The 15,906-nt window shown below is 39.6% G+C and carries 16 protein-coding genes; 13 read left to right on the top strand and 3 right to left on the bottom strand.

Features of this window, described 5'->3' with window-relative positions; translation table 11 throughout:
• Positions 1-185 precede the first annotated feature (185 nt).
• On the bottom strand, positions 186-623 hold the full coding sequence (locus G529_RS0111100; RefSeq protein WP_026915597.1) for a MotA/TolQ/ExbB proton channel family protein: 438 nt from the start codon (positions 621-623) through the stop codon (positions 186-188).
• A gap of 211 nt (positions 624-834) precedes the next feature.
• Here G529_RS0111100 and G529_RS0111095 point away from each other — a divergent pair, with 211 nt between their 5' ends.
• On the top strand, positions 835-1,911 hold the full coding sequence (locus G529_RS0111095; RefSeq protein ID WP_026915596.1) for a sensor histidine kinase: 1,077 nt from the start codon (positions 835-837) through the stop codon (positions 1,909-1,911).
• Positions 1,904-2,614, top strand: coding sequence for a LytR/AlgR family response regulator transcription factor (locus G529_RS0111090; protein ID WP_035695946.1), 711 nt, complete (start codon positions 1,904-1,906; stop codon positions 2,612-2,614). The genes G529_RS0111095 and G529_RS0111090 overlap by 8 nt, the downstream gene beginning before the upstream one ends.
• A 291-nt stretch (positions 2,615-2,905) precedes the next feature.
• On the opposite strand, the gene lpdA is transcribed toward G529_RS0111090, so the two are convergent.
• Together lpdA and G529_RS0111080 are read right to left on the bottom strand one after the other, a co-directional pair.
• Positions 2,906-4,309, bottom strand: a complete 1,404-nt coding sequence (lpdA, locus tag G529_RS0111085; protein WP_026915594.1) for a dihydrolipoyl dehydrogenase — start codon at positions 4,307-4,309, stop codon at positions 2,906-2,908.
• Positions 4,310-4,411: 102 nt separating this feature from the next.
• Complete coding sequence (locus tag G529_RS0111080; RefSeq protein ID WP_026915593.1) at positions 4,412-4,870, bottom strand: Lrp/AsnC family transcriptional regulator; 459 nt, start codon at positions 4,868-4,870, stop codon at positions 4,412-4,414.
• A 176-nt stretch (positions 4,871-5,046) separates the two neighbouring features.
• Here G529_RS0111080 and G529_RS0111075 point away from each other — a divergent pair, with 176 nt between their 5' ends.
• From G529_RS0111075 to G529_RS0111025, 11 genes are all read left to right on the top strand, one after another.
• A complete protein-coding gene (locus G529_RS0111075; protein ID WP_026915592.1) occupies positions 5,047-6,261 on the top strand; it encodes an aminotransferase class I/II-fold pyridoxal phosphate-dependent enzyme in 1,215 nt (404 codons plus the stop codon).
• A 157-nt stretch (positions 6,262-6,418) separates the two neighbouring features.
• Positions 6,419-7,891 (top strand): Na+/H+ antiporter NhaC, encoded by a 1,473-nt coding sequence (gene nhaC / locus G529_RS0111070; protein WP_026915591.1) that lies wholly within the window; start codon positions 6,419-6,421, stop codon positions 7,889-7,891.
• Between the two features lie 202 nt (positions 7,892-8,093).
• Positions 8,094-8,732 carry a peroxiredoxin gene (locus G529_RS0111065; protein WP_026915590.1) on the top strand — a complete coding sequence of 213 codons (639 nt, stop codon included), beginning with the start codon at positions 8,094-8,096 and terminating at the stop codon, positions 8,730-8,732.
• A gap of 37 nt (positions 8,733-8,769) precedes the next feature.
• Positions 8,770-9,084 carry a thioredoxin family protein gene (locus G529_RS0111060; protein ID WP_026915589.1) on the top strand — a complete coding sequence of 105 codons (315 nt, stop codon included), beginning with the start codon at positions 8,770-8,772 and terminating at the stop codon, positions 9,082-9,084.
• The gene (locus G529_RS0111055) at positions 9,065-9,313 is read left to right on the top strand and encodes a DUF6952 family protein (protein WP_026915588.1); all 249 of its coding nucleotides are present in this window, start codon (positions 9,065-9,067) and stop codon (positions 9,311-9,313) included. Before G529_RS0111060 ends, G529_RS0111055 begins: the two co-directional genes overlap by 20 nt.
• A gap of 126 nt (positions 9,314-9,439) precedes the next feature.
• On the top strand, positions 9,440-9,940 hold the full coding sequence (tpx, locus tag G529_RS0111050) for a thiol peroxidase (protein ID WP_026915587.1): 501 nt from the start codon (positions 9,440-9,442) through the stop codon (positions 9,938-9,940).
• Positions 9,940-10,305 carry a diacylglycerol kinase family protein gene (locus G529_RS0111045; protein WP_026915586.1) on the top strand — a complete coding sequence of 122 codons (366 nt, stop codon included), beginning with the start codon at positions 9,940-9,942 and terminating at the stop codon, positions 10,303-10,305. Before tpx ends, G529_RS0111045 begins: the two co-directional genes overlap by 1 nt.
• A gap of 12 nt (positions 10,306-10,317) precedes the next feature.
• Positions 10,318-11,313: an alpha/beta fold hydrolase gene (locus G529_RS0111040; RefSeq protein WP_026915585.1), complete on the top strand. Its 996-nt coding sequence runs from the start codon at positions 10,318-10,320 to the stop codon at positions 11,311-11,313.
• A 112-nt stretch (positions 11,314-11,425) separates the two neighbouring features.
• Complete coding sequence (locus G529_RS0111035; protein ID WP_026915584.1) at positions 11,426-13,807, top strand: DNA translocase FtsK; 2,382 nt, start codon at positions 11,426-11,428, stop codon at positions 13,805-13,807.
• A 10-nt stretch (positions 13,808-13,817) separates the two neighbouring features.
• Positions 13,818-14,459, top strand: coding sequence for an outer membrane lipoprotein periplasmic chaperone LolA1 (gene lolA1, locus G529_RS0111030; protein WP_026915583.1), 642 nt, complete (start codon positions 13,818-13,820; stop codon positions 14,457-14,459).
• Between the two features lies 1 nt (position 14,460).
• Positions 14,461-15,906 (top strand): LptF/LptG family permease, encoded by a 1,446-nt coding sequence (locus G529_RS0111025; RefSeq protein ID WP_084509776.1) that lies wholly within the window; start codon positions 14,461-14,463, stop codon positions 15,904-15,906.

Genomic DNA, 15,906 nt, shown 5'->3' with positions numbered 1-15,906 from the left:
GAATTTTTTGAAGGTGATTTCTCTTTCCCCATGATTTCTAAAATTAGAATTAACACCTAAATGTAGTAAATGTTCATTTACAAAAATGGAAAATAATTAATTCCAGGATTTTATAAATGTTTCATAGATTATGATGGATTTATGGCGTTCGTAATTTGAATGATGAAATAGCTGAATTGGTGTACCTAAGCCCTGGCTGAGTTCGCATCAAGATCTGACTTACGAATCCAGTGAAGTATAAAACTGCAAATACGCCCCACCAGGAAAGTGAGTCCGCCAAACAAAGGAGCAAGGAGCGTCACTTTTAGTCCGCCGGCAAACATCGCGGGATTTACATCTCCAAGAGATTCAAAAGCATCAAATATTTGTATCAAACCAGTGAATTGTGCAAAAAGACCTATGACCAAAGCAATTAATGCCAGTTGATTGATCAAGGAAATGTTTTTTCGAAACTTATGACTAGCCGCTTTCAGGTTCATCGCTGCCCGGATAACCAGGAATAGGATCATTAGGAATGAGACCAGAATAAGACTCATGGCAAGTGGCCCGCCTTCATAAATTCGATCTGCAAATTGCTGAAAGAAACCCGGGTTTTGGAAAAGAATATTAATAATTACAATCATAATTGTGTTTTATTGGTTACTACAACCAAACTTACCAGAAAGTTAAGCTGAAATTTAAAAATTGAGACGAGTTGCATGTTTTGAACCTGATTTTACAATTTGTCAATTCTGTTTAGAAATTATGTGTAAATAAGGTTCTACGCCTCATTAAACCAGTTATTCATCGCAATAATTTTTATAAATCAAATTTAAGTCACAATTTTAGTTGTTTATGAGACTATTGCTGGCCATTCTAAATTTGAGTAAAAAATTGTTGCTTCACGGCCTGTTCTGGCTTTTGGTGTTAGCCTATTTCGCTTTCTTTTTTGGGTTTGAAGGCGCAGCTTTCGAAGAGGTTGTCACCTTTGCAACTTTCTTCCTCCCGGTAACTATCATGACAACCTATGCTTTTGTATACCAGATCATTCCAGGGTATCTCATTCCTAAGAAATACGTTCATTTTGGTTTGTACACTTTTGCTGCCTGCGTGATTTCTGCCTGCTATATATGTATATCAGCTTTCTACGCGAAGGTGCTCACTTCAGGTTACACTTATGAGGATAGTTATCCAATCACGAAAAGTCTTGCGTATATCATGATTAGCGTTTACCTGGTGGTAGCGTTGTCTTCCGCCTTTAGTCTACTGAAATACAATTATGCAACAGCAGCCAGAAACGAGGAATTGAGGAATAAAATCCTGGAGGCCCAGTTGAAATTTAAAGAACAGGAACTGGATTATTTAAAGCTGCAAATCCATCCACATTTTCTTTTCAATTCCCTCAATACCATCTATGGTTTAAGTCTGAAAAATGACCAGAATACTTCAGAAATGATTCTGCAACTATCAGAACTACTGGATTATATTCTATACCAAACCAAAAAACCAGTGGTTTCGCTAAATGCTGAAATAAGGCATATTCAAAACTATATAGCCCTTGAAAAAAAGAGGTTTCAGAATCTTCTCTGTGTTCATACTGATATTGAAGAGTTTTCAGAAGATGTGGAGATTGCGCCCATGCTATTGCTGCCTTTTGTAGAAAACTGTTTTAAACACGGCCGTGGTGCTGACGGAAGACTGCAAATTACTATACAACTGAAGTTTGATAATGAACATCTAAGGTTTACGATAGAAAATACGAAACCGGAAATTCCAGCAGAAAATTCTGATAGCGGTATTGGTCTGGAGAATATTAAACGTAGACTGGATCTGCTTTACGAGAACAATTACCATCTTGACATCAAGAACCAAAAAGATCATTTTCATGTACAGTTAATTCTGAAACTCTCAAAAAATCCTGTCTATGCCTGAGAAAATTCGATGTTTGCTCGTTGATGACGAACCGGTTGCCCTTGACATCCTTAAAAATCATATTTTAAAAATAGATTTTCTGGAGATCGTACAGTCCTGCCGAAATGCTACCGAAGCTTTTAACTGTATTAGTACTACCAAGATTGACCTGATATTTCTGGATATTAACATGCCGGGGATTTCCGGGATCGCATTTGCAAAAGCCATCAATAAAGATATTAAAGTGATTTTCACCACCGCTTACAGAGAATTTGCTATCGAGGGATTTAATCTTCACGCAGCAGATTATTTGCTTAAGCCTATTTCTTTTGAAAGATTTCTCGACGCAGTTCTTAATTTCAAAAATCTTTATTCTAAAACTACCGCTGCAGATCGGGCGGAGTTAGCAACTGACTTCTTTTTTGTCAAAATCGATCGGAAAATGCATAAAATCGATTTCAAAAACATATCATGGATAGAAAGTTTGAGCGATTACCTGAAAATAGAAACTACCGAAGGCACTAAAGTTACCAGGGAGACAATTTCCTCCATTGAAGAGAAACTTCCAGATGCTAGTTTTCTAAGAATTCACAGATCATATATCATCAATATTAGTAAAATTGAGTCGTATTCTCATGAAGAAGTGATCATTGGAAATAAATCGCTGCCTGTTAGTCGGAGTTATAAAGAGAAGGCATCAAATGTCCTTAAGACCTTCGATTAAGAATTCTCCGCCCGTTCAAGCTAACATCAAATTCAGAAATTGTGAATGTAATGCTACCCTATAAAGATTGATACAGCATTCTTCATTGCGGGCCTGCGGATTATAAAATTTTAATAATTATTGACGAGCTATAGATCTGATAAATAACGATTCCATATTACACGGTCGCTAAGTACAATTTCCCTGATCAATAATATTTACAATAGAGCATTCTAAAGTTTCGTACAAGCAATTAAAAAGCCCGGACATCATAATGTCCGGGCTTAAAAAAATATTGTGATTTATCTAATTCTAGATATGCAGAGCTCTGTTTTCAGTAGCGGCAAGGGCAGCTTCCTTAACAGCTTCGGCATACGTTGGGTGAGCATGGCTCATTCTCGCAATATCTTCCGCAGAGGCTCTGAATTCCATAGCCGTAACCGCTTCAGCAATCAAATCTGCAGTTCTTGCTCCAATCATGTGCACTCCAAGAACCTCATCAGTCTTTTCATCGGCAAGGATTTTTATGAGTCCGTCAATATCTCCACTGGCTCTTGAACGTCCTAATGCTCGCATTGGAAATTTACCTTCCTTGTACTTTACGCCCATTTCCTTCAATTGCTCTTCAGTTTTACCTACTGAAGCAACTTCAGGCCAGGTATACACAACTCCCGGAATCAGGTTATAATCGATATGAGGTTTCTGTCCCGCGATCAATTCAGCAACCATCGTTCCTTCTTCTTCAGCTTTATGAGCAAGCATGGCTCCACGCACCACATCTCCAATGGCATAGATATTATCTACATTAGTTTGCAAATGATCATTCACTTTTACTCTTCCCTTATCATCAAGCTCAACTCCCGCTGCTTCTGCATTCAATCCTTTTGTAAAAGGTTTTCTACCTACTGAAACCAGGCAGTAATCTCCTTTTATCTCGATCTCCTTGTCTTTTTTATCATCTGCTTTAATGATGATCTCGTCACCATTTCTTTCCACAGACTTCACTTTGGTGCTCACATGAAATTTGATGCCCTGCTTCTTAAGAACTTTTTGAAGTTCTTTTGAAAGTGCGCTGTCCATTGTAGGAATGATACGATCCAGATACTCAACAACGGTAACTTCAGCTCCAAGACGGCGATATACCTGCCCTAGTTCAAGACCAATCACACCACCACCAATTACGATCATGTGCTTAGGAACTTCTTTAAGCTTAAGTGCTTCCGTAGAAGTGATCACTCTTTCCTTATCCAGTTCAATAAATGGAAGACTTGCCGGTTTGGAACCTGTGGCAATGATAATTTTTTTGGCTTCGATGGTTTGCTTATCTCCTTCGCCTTCGATCTTGATGTGAGTCTTATCTTCAAAAGAACCTACTCCTTCATAAACATCAATCTTGTTCTTGTCCATCAGGAATTTCACTCCGTCACAGGTTTGCTGCACAACAGATGATTTCCTGTCCATCATTTTTTCCAGGTTAAGCTTTACCTCTCCCGGGATTTCAATTCCATGATCTTCAAAGTGCTTGATCGCATCCTCAAAGTGATGAGAAGAGTCAAGGAGAGCCTTACTTGGGATACAACCTACATTTAAACAGGTTCCACCAAGCGTGGAGTATTTCTCTATGATCGCAGTTTTCATCCCAAGCTGTGCGCAGCGAATCGCGGCAACGTATCCGCCTGGTCCCGATCCTATTACTGCAACATCATATGTACTCATAATTATATGTTTTTTACTAATTTTTGAACAAATTGAATACAAAAGTACGACTATTCTCTACAATGACCAATGCAGCAAAGTCTCCCGTCAAAATTTTAAGATTTAGAGATTTATGATGGTGCTCTGCTTCACTTTATTGATCGTAAAGACGCTTTTAGTACTTCCAATATGATCCAGACTGGTAAGCTTGGCGACCATGAATTCCCGGTATGCATCCATGTCTTTTACGAGCACCTTGAGGATATAATCATAGTCACCACTCACATGTAAACATTCAATCACTTCGGGTAAACTGGTGATATCCTTTTCAAATTTTGTTAGAATTTCTTTTTTATGCTGAATGAGTTTGATCTGGCAAAGTACCATAAAGCCCTTTTCGACACGATCTGGGTTCACCAGTGCCACATATTTTGAAATCACTCTCTCACGCTCCAGTTTTTTGATACGCTCGTAGATCGCTGTGACCGATAAACCCAGATCATTTGCGATCTCCTTATTTGTCTTTTTGCTATCCTGCTGTAGGTGCCGTAAAATTCTCTTATCCAGTTCGTCTATTTTCATAAGATTTACAATATTTTCTGAAGTTTAAATATTATCAGAATAATTACGAATTAAAGTTTTAAAATAGATTTTTATGTGGTAATATGAGATATTTTCAGTTTTATATTCTATAAACACACCAAACAGTTGATAATTGGTTTACAATAAGAGAAGTTTGAATAATAAATTCAGAAATCATGAAATACAAACCAGCAGATCGCATTCAGGACTTACAATATTTCGGAGAATTTGGAGGGGTGAACCCTTCCATATCAGATTCTTCCACCTACACCTTTCTTTCAGCCAAAACCATGTTCGATACCTTTGAAGGTAACGCCGAAGGCTGTTATTTATATTCCCGGCATTCCTCTCCATCTAATCTCTATCTTGGAGAAGCACTTGCCGCCATGGAGGGTACAGAATCTGCTAATGTTGCAGCTTCTGGAATGGGTGCGATCACTTCAGTATTAATGCAGCTTTGTAATGCCGGTGACCATATTGTTTGTAGCAGAACTGTTTATGGTGGTACCTATGCGTTTCTAAAGAATTTCGCTCCCAAGTTTGGAATTGAAACCACATTCGTAGATATCACTAAACCTGAATTGGTGCAGGATGCCCTTCAGAAGAATACAAAAGTGATCTACTGCGAAAGTGTTAGCAATCCTTTATTGGAGATCGCAGATCTTGAAGCCCTGGCTCAAATTTCCAAAGCTTCTCATTCCAAACTGGTAGTTGATAATACCTTCTCACCTCTTAGTATTAGTCCTATAAAACTTGGTGCAGATGTGGTGATTCATAGTCTAACTAAATTTATTAACGGTAGCAGTGATACGGTTGGCGGAGTTGTTTGTGGTACTACCGAGTTCATCAATGATCTAAGAAATGTCAACGATGGTGCAGCCATGCTTCTGGGACCTACGATGGATAGCCTTCGTGCAGCTTCTATTCTGAAAAATTTACGAACCCTGCATATTCGCATGAAGCAACATAGCCACAATGCGATGTTCCTCGCGCATAAATTTCAGAAAGACGGGCTGAAAACCGTATACCCGGGACTGGAATCCCACCCAGGACATGAAACCTTTAAAAGCATGATGAACGAATCTTATGGTTTTGGCGGAATGCTGACCGTGGATGTTGGTTCTCTGGATAAAGCCAATGAATTGATGGAGCTTATGCAGGAAAGAAATCTTGGCTACCTGGCGGTAAGTTTAGGCTTCTACAAAACCTTGTTTAGCGCACCCGGCACCTCCACTTCTTCGGAAATTCCTGAAGAAGAGCAAATGGAAATGGGATTGAGTGATGGTTTGATTCGATTTTCCATTGGTCTGGATAATGATATCGCAAGAACTTACGAACTAATGAAAGCCTGTATGGAAGAAGTAGGCGTACTAAACGCTGAAATGGTCTAAAATTTTGCAGGATTAAGCCGAATGTCGTAAAATTACGTTCATAAAAAAATGAACAACATTAACGAGCGGTTATAAATTTTTAAGCCTTAAGGTAGATCTGAAGTTTTTCAGGATACCCTAAGGCTTTATTTATGCCTGAAAAAATAGAATCTCCTGAATGGAACACTCTGCTGCGCATCCTGAAAATGAACCTGTGATCGAGAATAAGGAATTAAGTATCTGGGAAGCTTTGATCCCGGTAATTATACTGGTCGCCATGCTTGCCTTTAATGTTTTCGTTTTTGGAGATGATGCTCTTGGTGGTTCCAACCAGTTCATTCTACTACTTGGTGGTGCCGTGGCCGCTATCGTTGGTTACTTTAATAAAGTGAAATTTGACACAATGGTTGATGAAGTTGCCGGCAATATTCAAAGCACTTCCGGAGCGATCCTTATACTCCTGATGGTAGGAGCTCTGGCGGGAACCTGGCTTATTAGTGGAATTATCCCTACTATGATCTATTACGGACTCCTTATTCTAAATCCTACAATATTCCTGGCTGCCTGCGTCGTGATCTGTTCTGTGATCTCTGTAGCCACGGGTAGTAGCTGGACAACTTCAGCTACCGTAGGTATCGCCCTTATCGGGATCGCTGATGCACTGGGTATAGGCCTGGGCATGACGGCGGGTGCAATTCTTTCCGGAGCCTATTTTGGGGATAAGATGTCTCCTTTAAGTGATACCACGAATCTTGCTCCAGCCATGGCAGGCACAGATCTTTTTACACATATCAAATACATGGCATTAACCACCGTGCCTACAATTACCATAACTCTAATCGCCTTTATCATAATTGGACTTAACTTGGACACCAGTGGAACTACAGATACTTCTACGATCCTAGCTTCCATTGAAAAGAGTTTTACGATAACGCCCTGGCTCTTTGTAGTTCCTGTCATCGTAATCATTCTTATCGTCAAGAAAACCTCTCCGCTTATCGCATTATTAGTTGGAACTCTAGCCGGTGCTGTGGCCGCTCTCATCGTGCAACCAGATATCGTTCTGGCTGTAAGTGGAATGAGCGAACTCAATTTTGTGAGTGGTTACAAAGGACTTATGAATGCCATCACCGTAGATACCGCAGTAGAAACCGATTCTGCAACTCTTAATGACCTTTTTGCTTCCAGCGGAATGCAGGGAATGCTGGGAACTATCTGGTTGATCATTTGCGCCATGGTATTTGGCGGAATTATGGAAGCCATTGGAGCTCTTTCCAGGATTAGCAAAGCACTTCTAAATCTTTTCCATACCACCTTCGGATTGTTTGCCAGCACCGTTTTCAGCTGCCTTGCCCTGAATGTGACCGCATCAGACCAGTATCTTGCTATCGTTGTGCCGGGAAAAATGTTTGCGAAGGCCTATAAAGATAAGGGACTGGCTCCAGAAAATTTAAGCCGTAGTCTTGAAGATTCGGGAACGGTTACTTCTGTACTTATTCCGTGGAACACTTGTGGAGCATATCATAGTGGAGTTCTGGGTGTTCCGGTTCTTTCTTATGCTGGCTACGCTTTCTTTAATTATTTGAGTCCCTTTATGACGCTTCTATTTGCTGCTATCGGATTAAAAATCAGAAAGATTTCTACCAAGTAATCAGTATTAAATCTTCAGAATAACTGCTAAATTTCTGTGTATTTGACAGTTATAGAGCATCGCTATCGTTGATTTTACAACGCATAGAAAAACCCTATTGCGTAATAAAATCAAAAAAATTCAATCTTCTCAAAAACGCAGTGAACATCATACTTTTGCAGCGTAGAAAAAGAACATTTTTAATTTTAAAAAATATAATAATATGGCTTTAGTAGGAAAAAAATTTCCAAATCTTAGTGTAGACGCAATGAACGAAATGGGTGATACTTTCAAATTAAATATTTTGGAAGAGGCTCAGAAGAATAACAAGAAAGTACTATTATTCTGGTACCCAAAAGACTTCACTTTCGTTTGTCCTACTGAACTACATGCGTTTCAAAATGCAATGGAAGAGTTCGAAAAGAGAAATGTAATGGTTGTAGGAGCATCCTGTGATACTCCTGAAGTTCATTTCGCCTGGTTAAATACCCCAAAAGATAATGGCGGGATTGAAGGTGTAACCTACCCAATTCTTGCAGATAGCAACCGTAACCTAAGTTCAAGACTTGATATCCTTGATATCATGAGCGAAACTTATGACGAGGAAACAGGTGCGGTAACCCTTGAAGGTGACAACGTAACCTATAGAGCAACTTACCTTATTGATGAAGAAGGAACTATTTTCCACGAAGGTGTAAACCACATGCCACTTGGAAGAAACGTAAATGAGTTCTTGAGATTGATCGATGCTTACACGCATGTACAGGAAAAAGGTGAGGTTTGTCCAGCAAACTGGGAAGAAGGTAAAGAAGGAATGAATGCAAACCGCGAAGGTGTAGCTTCATACTTAAGCCTTAACTAAGGTGTATCCCTGAGTTAATAACATTAAAAAAATTGCTATGATTAAGGAATTAGATCAGGATAACTTAAATGAAATTGTAAATGCTAACGATACTGTAGTTGTGCAGTATATGGCTGGATGGTGTGGCAACTGCCGATTGATGAAACCAAAATTCAAAAAATTATCTGCAGAGCATGAAAATGCACAGTTTATTCTTGTTGATGCTGAAAAGTATCCGGAATCAAGAAAACTAGCGAAAGTAGATAACCTTCCAACATTTGCAACTTTTAAAAATGGAAGTTTTAAAAATCAGGTTCAAACCAATAAGTTTGACCAGTTAAAAAGCTTAGTAGATGAAGTTACCAGTAATTAAACATTTACAGCGAAACAACGATGTAAGCAAGTTAGAGAACACGATCGATGTTCTTGAAAGTTTTACTGAACACCGCTCAGTTTCTGAAGAAGAAATGGATGTGATCGGAGAATTGCTTACCAATCTGTGTGGAGCTGTAGAAGTTCATAAAATGATTGAAGATGGTACTCCAGAGAGAGATGCCGCTAACAATTTTGTCAAAAAAGTTTTAGGGTCAATAGACAAATAACTTAGTTGACATGAATTCATATTCAAAGGCTGTTTCGTTGTGAAACAGCTTTTGTTGTTTTATGATAATTTTAGTAATAACCGAAGGACAATCCTATAAATTTAGCAATCTAATACATGTATAAAAATGGCAAAGATTGAACTTGGTGGAGAATCGGTAACTACATACGGCTCACTTCCAGCACTAGATGAGAAAGCTCCTCATTTTGAATTGATTAAATCTGATCTTTCGATTGGAACCCTGGATGATTTTAAAGGAAAGCGAGTTATTCTCAATATCTTTCCAAGTATTGATACCGGAGTTTGCGCGACTTCAGTGCGCAACTTCAACAAGAGAGCTTCAGAATTGAAAGATACCGTAATACTTTGTATTTCCCGGGATTTGCCATTTGCTCAACAAAGATTCGTAAGCGATGAAGATCTGAACCAGGTCGTAAATTTATCTGATTTTCGAGATAGAAATTTTGGTAAAGACTATGGTGTTGAAATTCTAGATGGTCCTTTTGAAGGTTTATTATCTCGAGCAGTGGTAGTTCTTGATGAAGACGCCAAAGTAATACACTCCCAGCAGGTACCTAAGATCGAAGATGAACCAGATTATCTTGCTGCGCTGAAAACCCTGTTATAATGAAAAACACTTTCCTCGGAAAAAGAATCAGAGGAGGAGGATACGCCTTAAAAGGTGCGCTACTGCTGCTTCGACATGAAGCCAGCATACAGGTGCAGTTTGTTATTTCAATATTGGTTTGCATCGCAGGTTGGTATTTTGATATTACCAGAACCGAATGGATGTTCCAGTTCGTAGCCATTGGCCTGGTCATGTCTGCAGAAGGATTGAACTCGGCCATGGAAGCCATGGCAGACTTTGTTCACCCAGATTTTCATAATAAGATCGGGCATATCAAGGATATTGCTGCGGGTGCTGTATTTATAGCTGCGATGATCGCAATTATCATCGCTGGCTTTATCTATTTTCCTTATCTAAGCAGTTAAAGAGCTATTATTATGAAGCAGTTTCTAAAACTCATTGTCTGTTTGTTTTGCGTTTTTACTGTGCAGACTCAGGAATTACAGGAGTTAGACATAGATCTTAAGAATTACGAATATCCTTACGAGGTAGATTTTCTCAAACTTAAGATTCAGAAAAGCACCTATTCTATGGCTTATATGCATATAGAAGCGGAGCATCCAAATGGTGAAACTGTAGTCTTGCTGCATGGTAAGAATTTTAATGGTGCCTATTGGCAAAATACGATAGATACTCTCCAAAAATCTGGTTATAATGTATTGGTACCTGATCAAATAGGATTTGGAAAGTCCAGTAAACCAGAACATTTTCAATATACCTTTCAGCAACTCGCAGAAAACATCAAGATGCTTATCGACACCCTTGGGATAACGAAGACCACCATCGTTGGTCATTCTATGGGAGGCATGCTTGCCACGCGTCTTGCATTAATGTACCCTGAACTTACCAGTAAGCTGGTATTACTTAATCCAATAGGCCTGGAAGACTGGAAAACCAAGATTCCATACCAAAGTATAGATGACTGGTACGAACAGGAGTTGCAAAAGGATTATCAAAGCATCAAAACATACCAGCAGAAAAATTATTATGCCGGCGAATGGAATGAAAATTATGCGAAATGGGCCAAACTACTCGCTGGCTGGACCTTAAATAAGAACTATTCTTTAATAGCCTGGAATGCGGCACTTACCTACGATATGATCCTTACCCAACCTGTAGTTTATGAGTTTGAAAACTTGCAGATGCCTACATTATTGATCATTGGAACCCGGGATAGAACAGCCTTAGGCAAAAACCTGGTAAGTGAGGAAGTAAAAGCAAGCATGGGATTATACGATGAACTCGGCGAAATTACCGCAAGCAGAATACCGAATGCAAAACTGGTAGAAATTCCTGATACCGGACACTTACCGCATATCGAAGCTTTCGATAAATTTACAACAGCACTACTAGCCTACTTAAAGAATAATTAGCGAAACCAGGCGTTTACAACCTGTATTGGAGCCAACTTTGAAAATTGAAGTTTTTTTTACTTAATTTGAAGAAGGCTAATTTGTATTTTTGCCGAAATTCGTCAACCTACCTATGGCCAAAAAGAAACCGAAGACCAGGAAAACCACTAAGAAAACCAGCAAATTATCTTTTAGTCTTAACCGGCAGCAAAAGGTGGTGCTTGGAAGTTTTCTTATGCTTTTTGGTTTAGGACTTATAGTTGCTTTTATTTCATTTCTTTTTAACTGGCAGGCAGACCAGAGCGTTCTTCAGGAACTGGCTAATCGTGATGTGGAAGCCAGGAACTGGCTTAGTAAATTTGGTGCTTCGGTAAGTGATTTCTTTGTCTACAAAGGCTTTGGACTAGCTTCCTTCTCTATCGCTTTTCTCATTTTTTTGAGCGGTATTTATTTATTTCTTGGATATAAAATTTCCATGTTGAGGAAATACTGGTTCTGGGGGATTCTCGTGATGGTGTGGATCTCTATTGTCTTAGGTTATTTTGCTGAAAAAAATGCACTTTTGGGAGGTAGAATTGGTTATGAAACCAACGATTTTTTACAGGATTACCTTGGCTTCTTCGGAAGTATATTATTAATGTTGTTTCTTTTAATTGCATACCTGGCCATTCGACTGAAGCTTACTCCCGAACTTATTGGATCCTATTTCAACACTGGAAAACGGGAGCTCGAAACTGCCATGAAAAAGCATCAGGCAACAGTTTCAGAAACTGAAGAAGAACTGGAATGGAAAAAAGAGGTAGTTATACCAAAAAGTGAAGAAAAAGCTACAGAGGTCAATCTAAGCAGCACACCCGAAACTAAGCCTGAGAAAAAGAAAACTCCGGATGCAATTCCGAAGATGGAAGTAAAAGCTCCGGTGGTAGATGATAATGTGGCCATGGAAGTTGAAGCTGCTCCTGAAGAGGAAGAAGAAGATAATCTAAGCCATAAACTTGTAAAAGATTTTGGAGAATTTGATCCAACTCTTGAGCTGAAGAACTATAAATTCCCAACGATCGAACTGCTTAAGGACTATGGCGGTACAATTACGATCAACCAGGAAGAACTGGAAGAAAACAAGAATCGCATCGTTGATACGCTAAAGAATTATAAGATCGAAATTGCACAGATCAAGGCAACGGTAGGTCCTACGGTAACTTTATATGAGATCGTTCCTGAAGCCGGTATTCGTATTTCCAAGATCAAGAATCTCGAAGACGATATTGCCTTATCACTTTCTGCGCTTGGAATCAGGATCATTGCCCCTATTCCAGGGAAAGGAACCATTGGTATTGAAGTGCCAAATAAGAATGCCAGCATCGTTTCCATGCGTTCGGTGATCGCTTCTCCCAAATTTCAAAAAGCAGAGATGGAGTTGCCACTTGCCCTGGGTAAAACGATCAGCAACGAAACCTTTGTCGTAGATCTTGCTAAAATGCCGCATATGCTGATGGCTGGTGCCACAGGACAGGGAAAATCTGTCGGGTTGAACGCGATTCTAACCTCGCTGCTGTACTCCAAACACCCGGCAGAAGTAAAATTTGTTCTAGTAGATCCTAAAAAAGTGGAACTAACGCTGTTCAACAAGATCGAGCGCCACTACCTCGCAAAACTTCCAGATGACGGGGAAGCGATCATTACTGATAATACGAAGGTGATCAATACCCTCAATTCCTTATGTATCGAAATGGATGATCGTTACAATCTTTTAAAAGACGCCATGTGTCGTAATTTAAAAGAGTATAATACGAAGTTCAAAGCGAGGAAATTAAATCCTAACGACGGACACAAATTTCTTCCCTATATCGTACTGGTAGTAGATGAATTTGCAGATTTGATCATGACCGCTGGAAAGGAAGTAGAAACGCCTATTGCCAGGCTGGCCCAGCTTGCCCGTGCGATTGGAATTCATTTGATCATTGCCACCCAGAGACCTTCGGTGAACGTGATCACAGGTATTATTAAAGCCAACTTCCCGGCCCGGGTTGCCTTTAGAGTGACTTCGAAGATAGATTCCCGAACCATTCTGGACAGCCAGGGAGCAGATCAATTGATTGGTCGCGGAGATATGCTGTTTACCCAGGGAAATGAGCTTAAAAGACTTCAATGCGCCTTCGTTGATACTCCTGAAGTGGATAAGATTACAGAATTCATTGGTTCGCAAAAAGCCTATCCCGATGCGCACCAGCTTCCTGCTTACGAAAGCGAGGAAAGTGGCACAGGACTTGATATAGATGTGAGCGAGCGAGACAAGCTGTTTCGTGAGGCTGCCGAAGTGATCGTGACCGCCCAGCAGGGTTCGGCGTCATTGCTTCAGCGTAAATTGAAACTTGGTTATAATCGTGCCGGTAGAATAATAGATCAACTGGAAGCCGCAGGCATTGTTGGTCCATTTGAGGGCAGCAAAGCACGACAGGTTTTAATAACAGATATGGTAGCGCTAGATCAATTACTAAATGAAAAACCAGACTAAAAAAATTACAATGAAAAAAATCGTATTTATTTTGGCGGCTATCCTCAGTATCGGGGTACAGGCACAGGAAACATCGAAGGCCCAGAAGTTGCTCAACGAAGTTTCAGCAAAAGTGAAGAACTACGACAACATGGTCATAGAGTTCAAGTACGCGCTTGAAAACCAAGCAGAAAACGTAAGCCAGGAAACTCGTGGGGATGTAAGTATAGATGGAGACAAGTATTTGCTTAATCTAATGGGAACTACCCAGATGTTTGATGGGAAGAAGATCTACACGATCATTCCTGAAGACGAAGAGATCAATATCTCCAATTATGTGGAGGAGGACAGCAACAGTATCACCCCGTCCAAGATGTTTACTTTTTACAAAGAAGGTTATAATTACAAAATGGATATTACCCAAAATGTAAAAGGCAGGGAGATCCAATATGTAAAGCTTACTCCAAAAGACAGCAAAGCAGAGATCAAGAACATTCTTCTTGGGATCGATACCCAAACCAAACATATTTACAATATGATCCAGACTCAGGACAATGGTACCAAGGTGACGATCACAGTAAAAAGTTTCAAGACCAATCAACCACTTGCTAAAAATCTATTTACCTTTAACGAAGCTAGATATAGCGACTATTATATCAATAGACTAGACTAAATTGAAGATACTCGACCGGTACATACTTACCAGCTTTTTAAAAACATTTTTCTCGGTCTTTATAATACTGATGTTCATCTTTGTGCTCCAGACGATCTGGCTGTACATAGGTGAACTTGCTGGTAAAGATCTGGATACAGAGGTGATCCTGAAGTTTTTACTTTATTTTTCACCAAAGCTGGTGCCACTGGTATTACCGCTCACGATCCTGCTTACTTCCATCATGACGTTTGGCTCTTTTGCTGAAAATTATGAATTTGCCGCGATGAAATCTTCGGGCATTTCTCTGGGTCGTGCCATGCGCAGCTTGACGGTATTTATAGTGCTGGTAAGTCTTACGGCTTTCTTTTTTGCCAATAATGTGATTCCCGCGGCAGAATTTAAATCCATCAATCTTCGGAAGAATATTGCGCAATTGAAGCCCGCAATGGCAATATCTGAAGGTATATTTAATGACATTGGGACCTTCAACATTAAAGTAGAGGAAAAGAGTGGTGAGAATGATCAATATCTAACTGATGTGATTATTCATCAAAAAGAAAAAAATGGCGGGAATACTACGGTGATCAAGGCAAGGGAAGGTGAATTAGTTGGAAGTACCAACTCAGATGTATTATCCCTTATTCTAAAAGAGGGAAACTATTATGATGAAGTGACTCCTTCAGATTACCAGAAAAGAAAACGAAAGCCTTTTACAAAAACTTACTTTGATGAATATATCATCAACATTGATTTATCCGATTTCAATAATGTAGACCTGGAGGATCAAAACTATAATTCCTCTCATGGAATGCTGAAAATTTCAGAATTAAGTGAGAGTATCGATTCATTTTCAGTCAACTATAATACAAAACTCGCCAGTCTTAAGTCGAATATGTATGATCGCTCGGGCATCACGAACCTTCAGAATAACATAAAACCTAAGGATACAGTTGTTTCCAGCGAAGAAAGTATTCTAACGCATTACAATACTTATGATGCAGCTCAAATTTCCAACCTGGCCCTGGGAACAGTGAACAGCGCCATCGCGCACCTGGGAATGCAGAAGCAGGAATTTAAGAACAATGTGAAACAAATCAACAAGTTTGAGATCGCTCTGCACGAGAAATATGCTCTTGGAATTGCCTGTATCGTCCTGTTTTTTGTGGGAGCACCGCTTGGAGCAATCATTAGAAAAGGTGGAATTGGTCTGCCCATAGTGGTTGCGATCCTGCTATTTCTCACCTATCACTTTATTGGAATCTTCACTAAGAATTCAGCTGAAAATGGTAGTGTACCTGCATTTGTGGCCACATGGTTACCAACCTGGATCATGTTGCCGTTAGGTGTATTTCTTACTTACAGAGCTACAACAGACCAGGGATTGCTTGTTTTCGACAGCATTACAGATCCAATCAAAAAACTCTTCAAAAAAGCCGGAGCGATTCGGAATAAAAGTAAATCATAA

Source organism: Christiangramia portivictoriae DSM 23547 (assembly GCF_000423045.1).
GTDB lineage: Bacteria > Bacteroidota > Bacteroidia > Flavobacteriales > Flavobacteriaceae > Christiangramia > Christiangramia portivictoriae.
Note: the sequence above shows the minus strand (reverse complement) of the source record. Positions and strands in the feature narration are given on the sequence as shown.

What these genes read in the sequence shown, in the direction of transcription:
- G529_RS0111100 (WP_026915597.1), bottom strand. Translation starts at nt 623, where the DNA reads ATGATTGTAATTATTAATATTCTTTTCCAAAACCCGGGTTTCTTTCAG.
- G529_RS0111095 (WP_026915596.1), top strand. Translation starts at nt 835, where the DNA reads ATGAGACTATTGCTGGCCATTCTAAATTTGAGTAAAAAATTGTTGCTT.
- G529_RS0111090 (WP_035695946.1), top strand. Translation starts at nt 1,904, where the DNA reads ATGCCTGAGAAAATTCGATGTTTGCTCGTTGATGACGAACCGGTTGCC.
- lpdA (WP_026915594.1), bottom strand. Translation starts at nt 4,309, where the DNA reads ATGAGTACATATGATGTTGCAGTAATAGGATCGGGACCAGGCGGATAC.
- G529_RS0111080 (WP_026915593.1), bottom strand. Translation starts at nt 4,870, where the DNA reads ATGAAAATAGACGAACTGGATAAGAGAATTTTACGGCACCTACAGCAG.
- G529_RS0111075 (WP_026915592.1), top strand. Translation starts at nt 5,047, where the DNA reads ATGAAATACAAACCAGCAGATCGCATTCAGGACTTACAATATTTCGGA.
- nhaC (WP_026915591.1), top strand. Translation starts at nt 6,419, where the DNA reads ATGGAACACTCTGCTGCGCATCCTGAAAATGAACCTGTGATCGAGAAT.
- G529_RS0111065 (WP_026915590.1), top strand. Translation starts at nt 8,094, where the DNA reads ATGGCTTTAGTAGGAAAAAAATTTCCAAATCTTAGTGTAGACGCAATG.
- G529_RS0111060 (WP_026915589.1), top strand. Translation starts at nt 8,770, where the DNA reads ATGATTAAGGAATTAGATCAGGATAACTTAAATGAAATTGTAAATGCT.
- G529_RS0111055 (WP_026915588.1), top strand. Translation starts at nt 9,065, where the DNA reads ATGAAGTTACCAGTAATTAAACATTTACAGCGAAACAACGATGTAAGC.
- tpx (WP_026915587.1), top strand. Translation starts at nt 9,440, where the DNA reads ATGGCAAAGATTGAACTTGGTGGAGAATCGGTAACTACATACGGCTCA.
- G529_RS0111045 (WP_026915586.1), top strand. Translation starts at nt 9,940, where the DNA reads ATGAAAAACACTTTCCTCGGAAAAAGAATCAGAGGAGGAGGATACGCC.
- G529_RS0111040 (WP_026915585.1), top strand. Translation starts at nt 10,318, where the DNA reads ATGAAGCAGTTTCTAAAACTCATTGTCTGTTTGTTTTGCGTTTTTACT.
- G529_RS0111035 (WP_026915584.1), top strand. Translation starts at nt 11,426, where the DNA reads ATGGCCAAAAAGAAACCGAAGACCAGGAAAACCACTAAGAAAACCAGC.
- lolA1 (WP_026915583.1), top strand. Translation starts at nt 13,818, where the DNA reads ATGAAAAAAATCGTATTTATTTTGGCGGCTATCCTCAGTATCGGGGTA.